Genomic DNA, 15995 nt, shown 5'->3' on the forward strand with positions numbered 1-15995 from the left:
CCCACCAACCGGTGGGCGTTTTCGTTTCCGGGCCCCGTTCCGGGTCAGAGCCGTTTTCCTCTGGAAAACAGATCCGACCCCGGCCGTCCCAACAGCTCGCGGCCACCTGTCGAGGGCGGGGTCGGTCCGGAACCCAGCTGTGCCGATGCTCCGGCCTCTGCGGGTGCGGGGCAGCAGCCCTGCCGCACCCTCAACCCTCGATTTGACGCACTGCGCAAGAATGCGCTAATGTACTAACGCGCTATTACATTGATGCATGGAAACGACCCCGTGAAAGCCCGCCCCGAAATTGCCGCCAAAGACCCGAAGGCCGACCTTGAAGCCCTGGCCCGGGCCTTTGCCGCCCTGCGCGAGCCGGAACAGGTCGAGGCCTTCCTGCGCGATCTGTGCACACCGGCCGAGCTGGAAGCCATGGCCGACCGCTGGAAGGTGGTGCCGCTGCTGCAGCAGGGCGTGCCGTACCGCGAGATCCACGAGCGCACCGGCGTCAGCGTGACCACCACCGGACGGGTGGCACGCACCCTTGAGCATGGCCATCGAGGCTATGCCGCCGCCATCGACCGCCTTGCCTCGCGCTGATCCGCGCCCCGTTCCGAACTTCGAGACCTCCCCCATGAGTGCAACCCAGGCAGCGCCGGCACGAGACCGGCTGCGTATCGCCATCCAGAAGAGTGGCCGGCTGGCCGAACCCGCGCGCAACCTGCTCAGCGCCTGCGGCCTGAGCTGGCGCGAGAGCCGCGACAAGCTGTTCTGCTACGGCGAATCGCTGCCGGTGGACCTGCTGCTGGTGCGCGACGACGACATCCCCGGCCTGATCGCCGACGGCGTCTGCGACCTCGGCATCGTCGGCCGCAACGAGCTGGACGAGCAGGCTGCGGCACGTCGCCAGATCGGCCTGCCGGATGCCTACCAGGCACTGCGCGGACTGGGCTTTGGCCAGTGCCGGCTGATGCTGGCGGTACCCGAGGAGTGGCAGTGGCAGGGACCGGCGCAGCTGGCCGGTGCCCGCATTGCCACCAGCTACCCGGCCATCCTCAAGCAATGGCTGGCCGAACAGGGCGTGGACGCACAGGTGGTCGAGCTGTCCGGGTCGGTGGAAATCGCCCCGCGCCTGGGTACCGCCGACCTGATCTGCGATCTGGTCTCCAGCGGCGCCACGCTGCGCGCCAACCAGCTGACCCCGGTGCACAACCTGCTCGACAGCGAGGCGGTGCTGGCCGGTGCGGTGCGCGTGCCGGATGATGTACGTGCATCGCTGCGCGCGATGCTGCTGCGCCGCCTCGACGGCGTGGTGCAGCGCCAGGACCGCAAGCTGTTGATGTTCCGCGCCAGCGAGGATCGCGTCGACGCGCTGGCGCAGCTGCTGGCCGATGCCGAGCCGCTGGTGCGGCTGCCGGCCGACGGCGGCGCACTGCGCCTGCAGACCATGTGCCCGGGCCCGCTGAGCTGGCAGCGCATGGAGGAACTCGAGCGCGCCGGCGCGCAGGGCTTGATGGTACTGAGCGTGGAGCGGTCGCTGGCATGAACCGTCTGATCTGGTCCCGACTTGATGAGGCCGCGCGCAGTGCGGCACTGACCCGCCCGGTGCAGACCGTGGCGCAGCAGACCCGCGATGCGGTGGCTACGCTGATTGCACAGGTGCGCGGGCAGGGCGATGACGCGCTACGTGCGATTACCGCACGTTTCGACGGCGTCGAGCTGCCATCGTTCGAAGTGAGCGAAGCCGAGTTCGCAGCGGCCGATGCCGCCGTCCCCGCCGAGCTGCGCCAGGCGATGGTCGAAGCTGCCGAACGCATCGCCCGTTTCCACGCCGCCGGCATGGGTACGGGGTATGCCGTGGAAACCGCACCGGGCGTGGTCTGCGAACGCATGCTGCGCCCGATCGGCCGGGTGGGCCTGTATGTGCCGGCCGGCAGCGCACCGCTGCCGTCCACCGCGTTGATGCTGGGCGTGCCCGCGCAGCTGGCCGGCTGCCCGCAGGTGGTGCTGTGCACGCCGCCACGCGCCGACGGCACGGCCGATCCTGCGGTGCTGGTGGCCGCACGCCTGACCGGTGTGCAGCGCGTGTTCAAGCTGGGCGGCGCCCAGGCCATCGCTGCGATGGCTTACGGCACGGCCAGCATTCCGGCCTGTGACAAGCTGTTCGGGCCGGGCAACAGCTTCGTCACCGAAGCCAAGCAGCAGGTCGCACAGGACGGCGCCGCCGCCATCGACATGCCGGCCGGTCCCTCCGAAGTGCTGGTGATTGCCGATGCAGGTGCAAACCCGGCGTTCGTTGCAGCCGACCTGCTGTCGCAGGCCGAGCACGGCCCGGATTCGCAGGTGCTGCTGCTGACCGACGATACCGCGATGCTGGCGGCGGTCGAGGCTGAAGTCGAGCGCCAGGTGGCCTTGCTGCCGCGCCAGCAGATCGCACGCCAGGCGCTGTCGGCCTCGCGGCTGATCCAGGTCGACTCGTTGGACGAAGCCTTCGCGATCAGCAACCGCTATGCACCGGAGCACCTGATCCTGGCATTGCGTGATCCGCGTGCGTGGCTGGACAAGGTGCAGGCGGCCGGCTCGGTGTTCCTGGGTGATTACACCCCCGAGGCACTGGGCGACTACTGCAGCGGCACCAACCACGTGCTGCCCACCGCGGGTGCCGCACGTGCCTACAGTGGTGTCAGTGTGGCCAGCTTCCAGAACCTGATCAGCGTGCAGAGCGCCAGCGCCGCCGGCCTGGCAGCGATTGGCGGCTGCGCGCGCATCATCGCCAGTGCCGAAGGCCTGGATGCACATGAACGTGCGGTCGCAGTGCGCATGGAGGTGGCAGCATGAACGCGGCTATCGATGATGTGCTGGCACTGGTTCGCCCGGATCTGCAGGCCTTCGCCGGCTACAGCTCGGCGCGCAGCGCGGCGGTGCAGGGCGAGGTCTGGTTGAACGCCAATGAATCGGCCTGGGCCAATCCCGCTGATGCCGCGGGCAGCAGCCGGCGCTATCCCGAACCGCAGCCGTTGGCATTGCGCGAGGGACTGGCGGCGCTGTACGGCGTGACGCCACAGCAGCTGCTGATCGGTCGCGGCAGCGACGAAGCCATTGATCTGCTGGTGCGTGCCCTGTGCGTGCCGGGCCGCGATGGCGTACTGGTCACGCCGCCGGTGTTCGGCATGTACGCCGTCTGCGCACGCCTGCAGGGCGCCGCATTGATTGAAGTGCCGCTGGTGGACAGCGAGGATGGCCTGCGCGCCGATCTGGATGCGGTGATCGACACCGCCAGGGCGCGCAATGCCAAGCTGGTGTTCCTGTGCGCACCGTCGAACCCGGCCGGCAGTGATATCGCCCTGGACGAGGTCGAACGGGTGGCGGTTGCGTTGCGCGGGCAGGCACTGGTGGTGGTGGACGAGGCCTATGTCGAGTACGCGCAGCGTCCGTCGGCGACCACGTTGCTGGCCGTGCACGCCAACCTGGCGGTGCTGCGCACGCTGTCGAAAGCACACGCACTCGCGGCCGCGCGCATTGGAACGCTGATCGCCGCGCCGGAACTAATTGCCGTGCTGCGCCGCTGCCAGGCGCCGTATCCGGTGCCGACCCCGTGCGCGGAACTGGCCGTGCAGGCCCTGCAGCCGGCCGCGCTGGCACGCACCGCCGAGCGCGTGGCCACGGTCATCGCCGAGCGCGAACGCCTGCGAACGGCACTGGCCAGCCTGCCCGGTGTACGCCGGGTGTACGCCTCGTCCGGCAACTACCTGCTGGTCCGCTTCGCCGATGCGCAGGCGGCGTTCGATACGCTGCTTGCTGCAGGGGTGGTGGTGCGCGACCAGCGCGCCGCGCCGCAGCTGGGCGATGCGCTTCGCATCAGCATCGGCAGCCCGGAAGAGAATGACCGCGTGCTCGCGGCCCTGTCGGCGCGGAGGGCCGCAGCATGACCCCGATCCTGTTCATCGACCGCGACGGCACCCTCATCGAGGAGCCGTCCGATTTCCAGATCGACGCCTACGAGAAGCTGCGCTTCGTGCCGCAGGTGATCCCGGCGCTGCTGAAGCTGCGGGATGCCGGCTACCAGTTCGTGATCGTCACCAACCAGGATGGCCTGGGCAGCGACAGCTACCCGCGTGCCAGCTTCGATGGCCCCAACGAGCTGATGCTGCAGATCTTCGAAAGCCAGGGCATCACTTTCCGTGACGTGCTGATCGACTGCAGCTGGCCGCACGACAATGCGCCGACCCGCAAGCCGGCCATCGGACTGATGACGGCTTATCTGCAGGACCGCAGCATCGACTGGGCGCGTTCGGGCATGGTCGGCGATCGCATCACCGACCTGCAGTTTGCCGAAAACCTCAACATCCGCGGTTTCCAGCTGCGCACCGCGCAGTTTGGTGGCGAGTGGGATTGGCCGGGCATTGCCCATGCGCTGGCCGATGCGCCGCGCACCGCCGTGGTCCAGCGCAACACGAAAGAAACGAAGATCCGCGTCGAACTGGACCTGGATTGCGCGGGTGATGCACGCATCTCCACCGGCCTGCCGTTCTTCGACCACATGCTGGAACAGATCGGCAAGCACGGTGGCTTCGCGCTGGACATCCAGGCCGAGGGTGACCTGCACATCGACGAACACCACACCATCGAGGATACGGGGCTGGCCCTGGGCCAGGCGCTGCGCGAGGCGCTGGGCGACAAGCGCGGCATCGGCCGCTACGGTTTCACCCTGCCGATGGACGAGACGCTGGCCAGCGCTGCGCTGGACTTCAGTGGCCGCCCGTACTTCGTGTTCGAGGGCGAGTTCAAGCGCGAACGCGTGGGCGATATGCCGACCGAGCTGGTGCCGCATTTCTTCCGCTCGCTGTGCGATGCCAGCGGCCTGAACCTCAACCTGCAGGTACGCGGCGACAACGATCACCACAAGGTGGAGGCGTGCTTCAAGGCCCTGGCCCGCGCGCTGCGTCCGGCGCTGGCCCGGCAGGGCACGGCACTGCCGAGCACCAAGGGGGCGCTGTGAGTGACGTTGCGCTGATCGATGCCGGCGGCGCCAACCTGGGCTCGGTGCGCTACGCACTGGAGCGCCTGGGTGCGACTGTGCGGCTGGTGCGCGATGCGGACGGTCTGGTCGGTGCGCAGCGGGTGATCCTGCCCGGCGTCGGCGCCGCCGGTCCCGGCATGCAACGCCTGCATGCGCAAGGCCTGGTGGAACCGCTGCAGCGACTGGAGGTGCCGCTGATGGGAATCTGCCTGGGCATGCAGCTGCTGTTCGAACGCTCCGAGGAGGCGGGTGTGGAGACACTGGGCCTGATTCCCGGCGTGGTGCGCAAGCTGGTGCCGGCCTGCGGCATCCGCGTGCCGCACATGGGCTGGAACCGCCTGCTGCCGCTGCGCGAATCGCTGCTGCTGCGCGGCGTGCCGGAGCGTGCCAGCGCCTACTTCGTGCACAGCTACGCCGCGCCCCTCAATACCCACACCGTCGCTGCCTGCGACCACGGCGGCCTGTTCACTGCCGTGGTGGAGCAGGGGCGTTACTACGGCGCACAGTTCCACCCCGAGCGCTCCGGCGAGACCGGCTCGCTGATGCTGCGCAATTTTCTCGAGGGCACTGCTGCATGAGTTTCATCGTCTACCCCGCGCTGGATATCCGCGACGGCCGCGTGGTGCGGCTGCGCCAGGGCGACTACGCGCATGAAACCTCGTATGGCGACGATCCGTTGCCACGCGCGCAGGCCTTCGCCGCGCAGGGTGCGCAGTGGATGCATCTGGTCGATCTGGACGCTGCGCGCGCCGGTGGCTATACGCTGGCGCCGCTACTGTCGTCGATCCGCGCGCAGACATCGCTGCAGGTGCAGACCGGCGGTGGCGTGCGCGGCCGCGACGATGTGGCGCGCATCCTCGATGCCGGCGCCGGTCGCGTGGTGGTCGGCTCGCTGGCGGTGCGTCGCCCCGATGAAGTGGTCGGCTGGCTGGAGGAATTCGGCGCCGAGCGCATCACGGTTGCGCTGGACGCGCGCCAGGACGCACAGGGGCAGTGGCAGCTGCCGGTGCACGGCTGGACCGAGAATGCCGGGGTGACCCTGGATGAGCTGGCTCAGCGCTACGCGCGCGCCGGCATGCGCCACCTGCTGTGCACCGACATCGCCCGCGACGGCATGCTGGCCGGGCCCAATATCGACCTCTATCGGCACCTGTCCGGCTTGTTGCCGGGTGTGGCGGTGCAGGCGTCCGGTGGCATCCGCGACGTAGCCGATGTGGCCGAGGCACGTGCCGCCGGCTGCGGCGGTGCGATTCTCGGCAAGGCACTGCTGGAGCAGCGCATGGACCTGGCGGAGGCACTGGCATGTTGAGCCGCCGCATCATTCCCTGCCTGGACGTGCGCGATGGCCGTGTGGTCAAGGGCGTGCGCTTCCGCGACCACGTCGACATGGGCGACATCGCCGAGTTGGCGCAGCGCTATCGCGACCAGGGGGCGGACGAGCTGGTGTTCTATGACATCGGCGCCAGCCCCGAGGCGCGTTCGGTCGACGTGGCGTGGATCGAGCGCATCGCACGCTTGATCGACATTCCGTTCTGCGTGGCCGGTGGCATCGACAGTGTGGAAACCGCGCGCCGCGTGCTGTTTGCCGGTGCCGACAAGGTGTCGATCAACTCGCCGGCGCTGGGGCGCCCGGAGCTGATCACCGAGCTGGCGGACGAGTTCGGCGTGCAGTGCGTTGTGGTGGGCGTCGATTCGGTGCGCGAGGCCGACGGGCAGTGGCGGGTGCGGCGTTTCAGCGGCGACCCGGACAAGACTCAGGCGGTGCCGCTGCGCACCCTGGACTGGATTGTCGAGGCGCAACGGCGGGGCGCCGGTGAGATCGTGCTGAACTGCATGGACAGCGATGGCGTACGCCGTGGCTACGATGTCGTGCAACTGCAGCAGGCACGGTCATTGTGCCAGGTGCCGCTGATCGCCTCCGGCGGTGCGGGTGCGATGGAGCACTTCGCCGAAGCCTTTGACCAGGCCGACGTCGACGGTGCGCTGGCCGCCAGCGTGTTCCACAGCGGCGCCATCGCCATTCCGGAATTGAAGCGCTACCTGCGCGGACAGCAGATCGAGGTGCGGGATGTCTATTGAAGTCAGGCCGTCATTGGACGCATTGCAGGCGCTGGACTGGAGCAAGGGCGACGGCCTGCTGCCGGCGGTGGTGCAGGATGCCGATACCCTGCAGGTACTGATGCTGGGCTTTGTGAGTGCCGAATCGCTGGCGGCCACGCTGGCCATCGACCACATGACCTTCTTCAGCCGCAGCAAGCAGCGGTTGTGGACCAAGGGCGAGCAGTCCGGCAACGTGCTGGTGGTACAGTCGATCAGCGTCGACTGCGATGCAGATACTTTGCTGGTGATGGCACGGCCGGCGGGGCCAACCTGCCACACCGGTGCAGAGAGCTGCTTCGACCAGGCGCCGAAGGATTTCCTGGGCGGGCTGGGCCAGCTGGTGGCGATGCGTGAGGCGCAACGCCCGCCGGGCAGCTACACCACCAGCCTGTTCGAGGGCGGCATCCGCCGTATCGCACAGAAGGTGGGCGAGGAGGGGGTGGAGACCGCCCTCGCGGCGGTGGCGCAGGATGATGAGGCGTTGCTGGGCGAGGCCTCGGACCTGCTGTACCACCTGCTGGTGCTGCTGCGCGCGCGCGGGCTGTCGCTGGATGATGCGCGCGCGGTGCTGGAAAAACGCCATCGTTGACGTGCGGTAGTGCCGGCCGCTGGCCGGCAAACCCCGGATGCCCGACGTTCATGAGGCTGCCGGCCAGCGGCCGGCACTACCGGCATGCGTCATCGCGTGCGCGATGTCATCAACGGAATCTACAATAGGCGGTCTTTCTTTACCCGGACCGCCCATGAAACTGCCTGCCGCCTGGCTGTGCTGCCTGTTGCTGACCTCGCCGGCCTGGGCCGCGGACATCGTGGTCACCGGCAAGGTCTATCTGGAGCGCGACGGCAAACCCGGCCGCGGTGCGACCGATCCGGGCCTGGCCGGCGTGCAGGTCTCCAACGGCGAGGCCATCGTCAAGACGGCTGCAGACGGCAGCTACAGCCTGCCGGTGCGTGATGGCCAGACCGTGTTCGTGATCAAGCCCGATGCGTATTCCTTCCCGAAAGCGGCCGACGGCCTGCCTTCGTTCTGGCGGCACTATCGCCCGAACGGTTCGCCGGCGTTGAAGTACGGCGGCATCGCCGCGACCAGCGACGTCACCCGCAACTGGGATTTCGCCCTGCAGTCGGATCGCCATGACAGCCGCCGTGGTTTCCAGATGCTGGTATTCACCGACTCCCAGACCGCCAGCCTGAAGGATATCGGCTACTACCAGCAGTCGATCGTCGCGCCATTGGTGGGACAGACCAAGGCGCGCATGGGCACCACCCTGGGTGACATCGTCAACGACGACCTGACCCTGTATCCGGCGATCAACAAGGTCACTACCGGACTTGGCGTACCGTGGTTCCACGTGCCGGGCAACCACGATCTCGACTTCGATGCGGCCAGCGACGAACACTCGCTGGACAGCTGGCGCAACATCTACGGCCCGGATACCTACGCGGTGGAAGAGGGCGGCGCCAGTTTCGTATTCCTGGACGACGTGGTGTACGACCCCAAGGCCAAGCCGAAGTACATCGGCGGCCTGCGCGAAGACCAGTTCGCCTTCCTCGCCAGCTACCTGAAGGGCCTGCACAAGGATCGCCTGCTGGTGCTGGGCATGCACATCCCGCTGTTCGACGCGGCGCCGGGACGCGAGACCTTCCGCCATGCCGACCGCCAGCGCCTGTTCGACCTGCTGAAGGACTTCCGCAACGTGCTGGTGCTCAGCGGCCACAGCCACACCCAGCAGCACGTCTACCATGGCAAGGCCGAGGGCTGGGACGGCGACAAGCCGCTGCACGAATACAACGTGGGTGCCAACTGCGGTGCGTTCTGGTCAGGCGTGAAGAATGCCGCCGGCGTGCCGGACAGCACCATGAGCGATGGCACGCCGAAGGGCTATGCGTTGCTCGACGTGGCCGGCAATGGCAGCTACAGACTGCAGTACCGCGTGGCCGGAAAACCGGCCAGCGAGCAGATCGGCCTGCATGCGCCGAAGGTGCTGCGCCAGGGCGCCTACCCGGCCTGGGGCATCTATGCCAACGTCTACATGGGTGAGGATGCCAGCGTGGTCGAGTACCGCGTCGATGGTGGCGTCTGGCAGCCGATGAAGCAGGTCAGCCAACCCGATCCGCGCCTGATGGTGGAGAACGTGGCTGACGATCTTGCAATCAGCCTGCGAGGCTACGACCGCTCGCCGGAGGCCACCGCATCGCCGCACCTGTGGCGTGGCGCGCTGCCGACCGATCTGGCCGTGGGCAGCCACAAGGTCGAGGTGCGCTCCACCCAGCCCGACGGCGCGGTGTTCACCGCCAGCACCAGCTACAGCCTGCAGACTGCCCAGCCCTGACCCCGCACACCACCGCTCCAGCGAAAGGACCCCGCATGGATATCCGCTTCATGGCCGGCACCACGCCGGTGACCCTCAGCCGCCACTGGTTCACCGGCGCGATGCAGTTGCAGAGCGCCACCGAGAAGGTCTGGGTGCAGCACCCGCTGCATCCGGGCACCCACTTCTCGTTCTCGCTGGTACAGTCGTGGCTGCGCCACATCGCCGGCCATGAAGTGCTGGTCGAGCGCACCCGGCCGCTGCTGTTCGCCGGCTTCCGCCCGCAGCGGCTGCGCGTGCTGGTGGATGGTGTGCAGGTGGCCGAACAGGAAGGCATGTAGGCCAACCTGAACCATCGGCGCGCTAGGCAAAGCCGCCCCGATGCCTGAGAATCGGGGCGATTCAATCGATCCAAGCAGGCCAGCGTGACCATCGCAGCAGCGTCCCCGGTTTCCTCCGACTCCGCCCGCGGCGGTCTTCCACGCCGCCTGGTCGTTGCCGATGTCGGCGGCACCTTCGCCCGCCTTGCGCTGGCTGAAACCCAACCCGGCCAGGCGCCGCTGCTGGGCAACCATCGCACCTACGCCTGCGCCGAGCATCCCAGCCTGGCGGCGATCCTGGCCGATTTCACCGCAGGCCTTGGCCAGCCGGTGCAGACCGCGGTGGTGGCCATCGCCGGACTGCTTGATGGCGATGTGCTGATCAATTCCAACCTGCCGTGGACGGTCTTGCTGTCGACCACCCGCGCGCAGTCCGGGCTGCACGAGTTGCAGCTGATCAACGATTTCGAGGCGGTGGCGCTGGCCATCCCTTATCTGCAGCCGGACACGCTGGTGCCGCTGAACGGCGATGCTGATCCGGCGCAGGCATTCCCGGCGCTGGTGCTGGGTGCCGGTACCGGCCTGGGCGCCGCACTGCGCTTTGCCGACGGCGAGCGCCCGGTGCTGGCCAGCGAGATCGGCCATGCCGCGCTTGGCGCCGGCAACGCGCTGGAACTGCAGGTGCTGGGCAAGCTGCTGCAGCGTTGGGCGCACGTGGACAACGAACGCGTGCTGTCCGGCAGCGGCCTGATGAACCTGTATCCGTGCCTGTGCGAACTGCGCGGCGTCACCCCGGTGTGGACCAGCACCGAGGCACTGATCGGCGCCGCACGCAGCGGCGAGGATGCGCTGGCCGTGGAAACACTGCAGGTGTTCTGTGCGTGGCTGGGCAGCCTGGCCGGCGACGCAGCGATCGCCGTCGGTGCACGTTCGGTGTACCTGGCCGGAGGCATTTCCGCGCATGTGCAGGATTTCCTGGCCGATGGCCGCTTCCGTGAGCGCTTCCTCAACAAGGGCGTGCTGACCGAGGTGCTGCGCCAGGTGCCGGTATGGCGCGTGGAGCACGGCCAGTTGGGCGTGCTCGGCGCAGCGGTCTGGCACGCCGCACGGCAGCCCACGCACGACTGATCGGCAGGGTCGGCATCGGGCCGGCCGTGCATTGCAGACTGGGAGGGGAAGATGGTGGATCGCAGGCAGTTTCTGCAGGCCGGTGCACTGGCTGCAGGCATGGCGGCTTTGCCGGGCGTGCAGGCGCGCACGCAGGGTGGGGCCAAGGTGGTTTCGACCTGGGACTTCGGCGTACCGGCCAACCAGGCCGCGTGGAAGGTACTGGCGCAGGGCGGCAGCGCGCTGGATGCGGTGGAAGCAGGCGCACGCTGGGCCGAGGGCGAGCTCTGCAACCCCACCGTCGGCCATTGTGGCAACCCGGATCGCGACGGCGTGCTGAGCCTGGACGCGAGCATCATGGATGGCGATGGCCGTTGTGGCGCAGTGGCCGCGCTGGTCGACATCCTGCATCCGGTGTCGGTGGCCCGCAAAGTGATGGAGAACAGCCCGCATGTGCTGCTGGTGGGCGAGGGCGCGCAGCAGTTCGCGGTGCAGCAGGGTTTCGAACGCAAGCACCTGCTGACGCCGCAGGCCGAAGCGGCCTGGCGCGAGTGGCTGAAGACGGAGAAGTATCAGCCGCAGATCAACGCCGAGCGGCGAGGTATTCCCGGCAACAGCGACAACCACGACACCATCGGCATGCTGGCGCTGGATGCCAAGGGCCACCTTGCCGGTGCCTGCACCACCAGCGGCATGGCCTGGAAGCTGCACGGCCGGGTCGGCGACAGCCCGATCATCGGTGCTGGCCTGTATGTCGACAACGAAGTGGGGGCGGCCACTGCCTCGGGCGTGGGCGAGGAGATGATCCGCAACGCCGCGTCGTTCCTGGTGGTCGAGCTGATGCGCCAGGGGCGCTCGCCGGCGCAGGCTTGCCGCGAAGCCATCGACCGCGTGGTGCGCAAGCGCCCGGAAGCTAGCAGAACGCTGCAGGTGTGCTTCCTGGCCATGAACAAGCAGGGCGAGGTGGGCGCCTACGCGTTGCATCGCGGCTTCGTCTACGCCGTGTGCGATGCGCAGCGCCAGGATGACCTGCGCGACTCGCCGTCGATCTACACGAGCACCCAGACGTGAAAACCCGGCTCACTCTGGAAATCGCCAGCAACTCGCTGGCCTCGGCGCTGGCCGCCCAGGCCGGCGGCGCCGACCGCATCGAGCTGTTCGACAACCTGGCCGAGGGAGGCACCACGCCGTCGTTCGCCACCATCGCGCTTGCGCGCGAACGCCTGTCGATTCCGCTGTTCGTGCTGGTGCGGCCACGCCCGGGCGACTTCCACTACGACGCGCTGGAAACCGAACTGATGCTGCGTGACATCGCGCAGTGCCGCGCGCTCGGCTGCGATGGCGTGGTGATCGGTGCGCTGGATGTGCAGGGCGGTATCGACGTGGCGTTGTGCCGTGAACTGGTGCAGGCTGCCGGGCCGCTGCAGGTGACCTTCCACCGCGCCTTCGATGCCGCCCGCGATCTGCCGGCGGCACTGGAACAGGTGATCGAACTGGGTTGCCAGCGCGTGCTGACCTCGGGCGGCCAGGTCAGTGCCGAGGCCGGTGCCGATGTGCTGGCGGGCCTGGTCACCCAGGCGGCGGGACGTATCACGGTGATGGCCGGCGCCGGGCTGGGCCCGGCCAATGTCGCCGCCGTCGCACGACGCAGCGGCTGCACCGAACTGCACGCCTCGGCCAAAGGCCTGCGGCGCTCGGCCATGCAGTTCCAGAACCCGGACCTGCGCGGGCTGGACCCGGACTGGAGCCAGACCGCCACCGCGACCGTGGCCGCGCTGCGACAGGCGCTGGACGGCTGAGAGCTGCCCGGGGTCGGATCCCTTCGCAGAAGGGCTCTGACCCCACCCGACGCAATCGGGTCAGAGCCCCTCTGCGAGGGGATCCGACCCCGGACGCTGGCTTGCGCCGGACAAATACGTTCCGCGCGCGATTGTCGCGATCGTGTCATTGACGTGTGCGCTGTTCTCTCAGCGATGTTTCGCAACCCTTTGATTGTTCTTGATACCTGCGGCCGATAGCGGCATTGCACCGGGCATTGCTGCGTCGCCGCATGCCCAGCGTGGTTCAGCTGTGCTTTAGTTTGGATCGATCCACAGGGGGGGCGTCGGGACGGTCTTGAACCGATCCAGGTGCCCGGATCAGCTGTAGTGCCGCGCCACCACCCGTCCGTGCGTCCACACTTTCGAAGAGCAACCACCCATGGCTCAGATCGTCCGCAAGCGTCGTCACCTGCTGTCCCAGGCCCTGGTCCTGGCCCTGTTGCCCCTGGCTGCCAGCGCGCAGGAGGCCGCCAGTTCATCCACCAAGGATCTCGACGCGGTCACCGTCACCGGCTCGCGCATCAAGCGCGCCAGCGTCGAAGGCCCGGCGCCGGTCAACGTGATCACCGCCGCGCAGATCCAGAAGGAAGGCTTTGTCAGCGTGTACGACGCGCTGAAGACCCTCACCGAAGCGACCGGCACTGTTGAAGCTGCCTCGCAGTGGGGCTCGCACACGCCTAATGCCAGCGGCCTGAACCTGCGCGGGATGGGCCCGAACCGCTCGCTGCTGCTGGTCAACGGCCGTCGCGTGGCCGACTACCCGCTGCCCTATGGCGGTGAAACCAACTTCTCCAACTACGGCAACATTCCGGCCGCGGCGGTGGAGCGCATCGAAGTGCTGACCGGTGGCGCCTCGGCCATCTATGGCTCGGATGCGATCGCCGGCGTGGTCAACGTCATCCTGAAGACCAACTACGACGGCGACGAGGTGCGCGTGCGTGGCGGCACCTCCACCGAGGGTGGGCGCGACACCTGGGACCTGTCCTGGGCCGGCGGCAAGACCGGTGACAACTGGAGCGTGACCTACGCGTTGCAGTACACCAAGCGCGATCCGTTGTTCGGCCGTGACCGCCCGCAGATGGACGATGCCGATGATGCGCCGTACCCGTCCTGGAACATGGAACAACGCAAGGTCGGCTTCCGTCCTACCGCCGGACTGGCGTTGATCGATCCGACCACGGGCCAGCGCCTGGCGCCGCCCACCGGCACCTGCGAGAAGTTCGGCAGTGAGTACTACACCGCCGATCGACTGGTCTACAACTACGCCGCCAACACCATCACCAACACCGGCCGCCTGTGCGGCATGAGCGCCGACTACGCCAACTGGCTGCTCACCGGCGGTGCCGAGAACGTGTCCGGCAACCTGTATGCCACCTTCGATTTCAGCAACGACCTGCAGGCCTGGACCAATCTGGCGGTCTACCGTTCCGAAGCGATCTGGGGCACCAATCCGCCCGGCGTGTCGCTGATCGACGATGACAACGGCTACTACTGGGACGCCAACCGCAACCGTCCGATTCTTGGCGTGCGCCAGTTCACCCCGAATGAGGTTGGCGGGCTGGATACGTTGCGCAACACCAACCGCGAACTGTCCTGGGACTGGAGCGCCGGCCTGCGTGGCCGCCTCGCCGACCGCTTCGACTGGAGCGCCACGGTGGGGCGCTCGTACTACCGCGTGGAAGAACGGCAGAACGTGGTCGACAAGCAGAAGTCGTACAACTACTTCCTCGGCCCGAAGCTGGGCACCACGGCCGATGGCGAGGCGATCTACGCCTTGAACGAATCGCGCTGGTGGAATCCGCTGACGCCGGACCAGTACTGGCAGATGGGTACGGTGGCGAAGAACCGTGCGGCGTCCTGGGTCAACCAGGCCTCGGCGGATATCACCGGCGAACTGTTCCAGGGCTGGGCCGGCCCGATCTCGTTCGCCGCGGTGGCTGAAGTCGCGCAGCAGGGTTATCACCTCAGCCCCGACCCACGCGCCGGCATCGATTTCGACCTGCAGAACGTCGATCGCGGTGGCGGCGAGCGCACCCGCTATTCGGCCGGCGTCGAGTTCAAGATTCCGCTGCTGGACAGCGTGACCGCCACTGCGGCCGCGCGCTATGACCGCTATGGCAACTACAAGGCCGACGACAGCAGCGAAGCACTGAACATCGGCAGCCAGAAGGAAACCACCTGGAATGTCGGCCTGGAATGGCGCCCGGTTGAATCGTTGCTGGTGCGTGGCTCCTATGCCACCAGCTTCCATGCGCCGGACATGCATTACCTGCTGGGCCAGCCGAGCAGCTCCGAAGTGCAGACCTATGACCGCCTGCGCTGCATCCAGAGTGGCGCGTACCTGGTCAACAACTGCGGCGTGGGCAACACCGATGTCTGGTACACCTTCGACGTGAACCGGCGTGGCACGCCGCTGCTGCGCTCGGAAACCGGTGATTCGTGGACGGTCGGTTTGGTCTGGGACGTGATGCCGAACCTGTCGGTCAGTGCCGACTACTGGGCGATCAAGCTGGAAGACATGATCGTCGACGTCGGCGCCGATGAGGTGCTGGCCAGCGAGGCCGGCTGCCTGACCGGCAAGAACATCGATGGCACGCCATGGGCCAATCCGGCCGGTGGCGAATACTGCGCCGGCATCCTGGCCCGCGTGAACCGTGACAGCAGCGGCCGCCTGGTGTCGATCGAGCGCGGCCCGTTCAACCTGGCCAGCCGCGAAGTACGTGGTGTCGACCTGACCGCACGCTATCGCCTGGAAACCGCGCAGTGGGGCAGCTTCCAGCTGGGCCTGAACTACACCAACCAGATCTCGACCAAGGAACAGCGCTACGCCAACGATCCGAATCCGGAACGCCGCGACCGCGACCTGCGCAGCAAGCTGCGCGCGAGCCTGGCCTGGCAGCGCGGCAACTGGAATGCCAATGTCTATACCGACCGCGTGGGCTCGGTGCCGGGCGTGCGCTACCACTGGGGCACCGACCGCCTGGACAACCCCGGCGGCTGCCTGCCGTTCGCCGACGGCTACGTGCCCAGCGACAGCCCGTCGCTGAACTGCCTGGAGCCGGCGACACGTCCGGACGGCTCGCCGAACCCGAACCCCAATGCCGGGCAGCAGACGGCGCGCTACTACGGTCGAGTGGGGCCGTTCATCACCTGGAACTTCAACGTGGGCTACCAGGTGACCGAACACGCGAAGGTAAACGTGTACGTCAACAACGCCTTCAACGCAGCCAGCTGGAACCACAAGGACCCGTACAAGCTGGATTACGACTTCGCCCCGACCCGCCTGCTTGGCGCGGTCGGCCGCGAGTTCGCGTTGGAGTACGTGTTCACCTTCTGA

15 protein-coding genes are annotated in these 15995 nt (G+C 67.8%); all 15 read left to right on the top strand.

Going from position 1 to position 15995, the window contains the following annotated elements; genetic code table 11:
• Positions 1–270 precede the first annotated feature (270 nt).
• Positions 271–579: a YerC/YecD family TrpR-related protein gene (locus CKW06_RS11125; protein ID WP_005416326.1), complete on the top strand. Its 309-nt coding sequence runs from the start codon at positions 271–273 to the stop codon at positions 577–579.
• A 34-nt stretch (positions 580–613) separates the two neighbouring features.
• On the top strand, positions 614–1525 hold the full coding sequence (gene hisG, locus CKW06_RS11130; protein WP_024956884.1) for an ATP phosphoribosyltransferase: 912 nt from the start codon (positions 614–616) through the stop codon (positions 1523–1525).
• Positions 1522–2817 carry a histidinol dehydrogenase gene (hisD, locus tag CKW06_RS11135; protein ID WP_012480031.1) on the top strand — a complete coding sequence of 432 codons (1296 nt, stop codon included), beginning with the start codon at positions 1522–1524 and terminating at the stop codon, positions 2815–2817. The genes hisG and hisD overlap by 4 nt, the downstream gene beginning before the upstream one ends.
• On the top strand, positions 2814–3908 hold the full coding sequence (gene hisC, locus CKW06_RS11140) for a histidinol-phosphate transaminase (RefSeq protein ID WP_005409427.1): 1095 nt from the start codon (positions 2814–2816) through the stop codon (positions 3906–3908). Before hisD ends, hisC begins: the two co-directional genes overlap by 4 nt.
• Positions 3905–4978 (top strand): bifunctional histidinol-phosphatase/imidazoleglycerol-phosphate dehydratase HisB, encoded by a 1074-nt coding sequence (gene hisB, locus CKW06_RS11145; RefSeq protein ID WP_024956883.1) that lies wholly within the window; start codon positions 3905–3907, stop codon positions 4976–4978. Before hisC ends, hisB begins: the two co-directional genes overlap by 4 nt.
• A complete protein-coding gene (hisH, locus tag CKW06_RS11150) occupies positions 4975–5577 on the top strand; it encodes an imidazole glycerol phosphate synthase subunit HisH (protein WP_024956882.1) in 603 nt (200 codons plus the stop codon). Before hisB ends, hisH begins: the two co-directional genes overlap by 4 nt.
• Positions 5574–6308 carry a 1-(5-phosphoribosyl)-5-[(5-phosphoribosylamino)methylideneamino]imidazole-4-carboxamide isomerase gene (hisA, locus tag CKW06_RS11155; protein WP_024956881.1) on the top strand — a complete coding sequence of 245 codons (735 nt, stop codon included), beginning with the start codon at positions 5574–5576 and terminating at the stop codon, positions 6306–6308. Before hisH ends, hisA begins: the two co-directional genes overlap by 4 nt.
• Complete coding sequence (gene hisF, locus CKW06_RS11160; protein ID WP_024956880.1) at positions 6302–7078, top strand: imidazole glycerol phosphate synthase subunit HisF; 777 nt, start codon at positions 6302–6304, stop codon at positions 7076–7078. The genes hisA and hisF overlap by 7 nt, the downstream gene beginning before the upstream one ends.
• The gene (hisIE, locus tag CKW06_RS11165) at positions 7068–7688 is read left to right on the top strand and encodes a bifunctional phosphoribosyl-AMP cyclohydrolase/phosphoribosyl-ATP diphosphatase HisIE (RefSeq protein ID WP_024956879.1); all 621 of its coding nucleotides are present in this window, start codon (positions 7068–7070) and stop codon (positions 7686–7688) included. The genes hisF and hisIE overlap by 11 nt, the downstream gene beginning before the upstream one ends.
• Before the next feature lie 154 nt (positions 7689–7842).
• Positions 7843–9432 carry a calcineurin-like phosphoesterase C-terminal domain-containing protein gene (locus tag CKW06_RS11170; protein ID WP_024956878.1) on the top strand — a complete coding sequence of 530 codons (1590 nt, stop codon included), beginning with the start codon at positions 7843–7845 and terminating at the stop codon, positions 9430–9432.
• Between the two features lie 35 nt (positions 9433–9467).
• The gene (locus tag CKW06_RS11175; protein ID WP_024956877.1) at positions 9468–9752 is read left to right on the top strand and encodes a hypothetical protein; all 285 of its coding nucleotides are present in this window, start codon (positions 9468–9470) and stop codon (positions 9750–9752) included.
• An 84-nt stretch (positions 9753–9836) separates the two neighbouring features.
• The gene (locus CKW06_RS11180; protein ID WP_024956876.1) at positions 9837–10859 is read left to right on the top strand and encodes a glucokinase family protein; all 1023 of its coding nucleotides are present in this window, start codon (positions 9837–9839) and stop codon (positions 10857–10859) included.
• 51 nt (positions 10860–10910) lie between these two features.
• A complete protein-coding gene (locus CKW06_RS11185; protein WP_024956875.1) occupies positions 10911–11909 on the top strand; it encodes a glycosylasparaginase in 999 nt (332 codons plus the stop codon).
• The gene (locus CKW06_RS11190; RefSeq protein ID WP_024956874.1) at positions 11906–12637 is read left to right on the top strand and encodes a copper homeostasis protein CutC; all 732 of its coding nucleotides are present in this window, start codon (positions 11906–11908) and stop codon (positions 12635–12637) included. The genes CKW06_RS11185 and CKW06_RS11190 overlap by 4 nt, the downstream gene beginning before the upstream one ends.
• Positions 12638–13037: 400 nt before the next feature.
• Complete coding sequence (locus CKW06_RS11195) at positions 13038–15995, top strand: TonB-dependent receptor plug domain-containing protein (protein WP_024956873.1); 2958 nt, start codon at positions 13038–13040, stop codon at positions 15993–15995.

It is taken from the genome of Stenotrophomonas maltophilia, from assembly GCF_900186865.1.
GTDB classification, from domain to species: Bacteria; Pseudomonadota; Gammaproteobacteria; order Xanthomonadales; family Xanthomonadaceae; genus Stenotrophomonas; species Stenotrophomonas maltophilia.

Coding starts and splice junctions, on each gene's coding strand:
- hisG (WP_024956884.1), top strand. CDS start 614: ATGAGTGCAACCCAGGCAGCGCCGGCACGAGACCGGCTGCGTATCGCC.
- hisD (WP_012480031.1), top strand. CDS start 1,522: ATGAACCGTCTGATCTGGTCCCGACTTGATGAGGCCGCGCGCAGTGCG.
- hisC (WP_005409427.1), top strand. CDS start 2,814: ATGAACGCGGCTATCGATGATGTGCTGGCACTGGTTCGCCCGGATCTG.
- hisB (WP_024956883.1), top strand. CDS start 3,905: ATGACCCCGATCCTGTTCATCGACCGCGACGGCACCCTCATCGAGGAG.
- hisA (WP_024956881.1), top strand. CDS start 5,574: ATGAGTTTCATCGTCTACCCCGCGCTGGATATCCGCGACGGCCGCGTG.
- hisF (WP_024956880.1), top strand. CDS start 6,302: ATGTTGAGCCGCCGCATCATTCCCTGCCTGGACGTGCGCGATGGCCGT.
- hisIE (WP_024956879.1), top strand. CDS start 7,068: ATGTCTATTGAAGTCAGGCCGTCATTGGACGCATTGCAGGCGCTGGAC.
- CKW06_RS11170 (WP_024956878.1), top strand. CDS start 7,843: ATGAAACTGCCTGCCGCCTGGCTGTGCTGCCTGTTGCTGACCTCGCCG.
- CKW06_RS11175 (WP_024956877.1), top strand. CDS start 9,468: ATGGATATCCGCTTCATGGCCGGCACCACGCCGGTGACCCTCAGCCGC.
- CKW06_RS11185 (WP_024956875.1), top strand. CDS start 10,911: ATGGTGGATCGCAGGCAGTTTCTGCAGGCCGGTGCACTGGCTGCAGGC.
- CKW06_RS11195 (WP_024956873.1), top strand. CDS start 13,038: ATGGCTCAGATCGTCCGCAAGCGTCGTCACCTGCTGTCCCAGGCCCTG.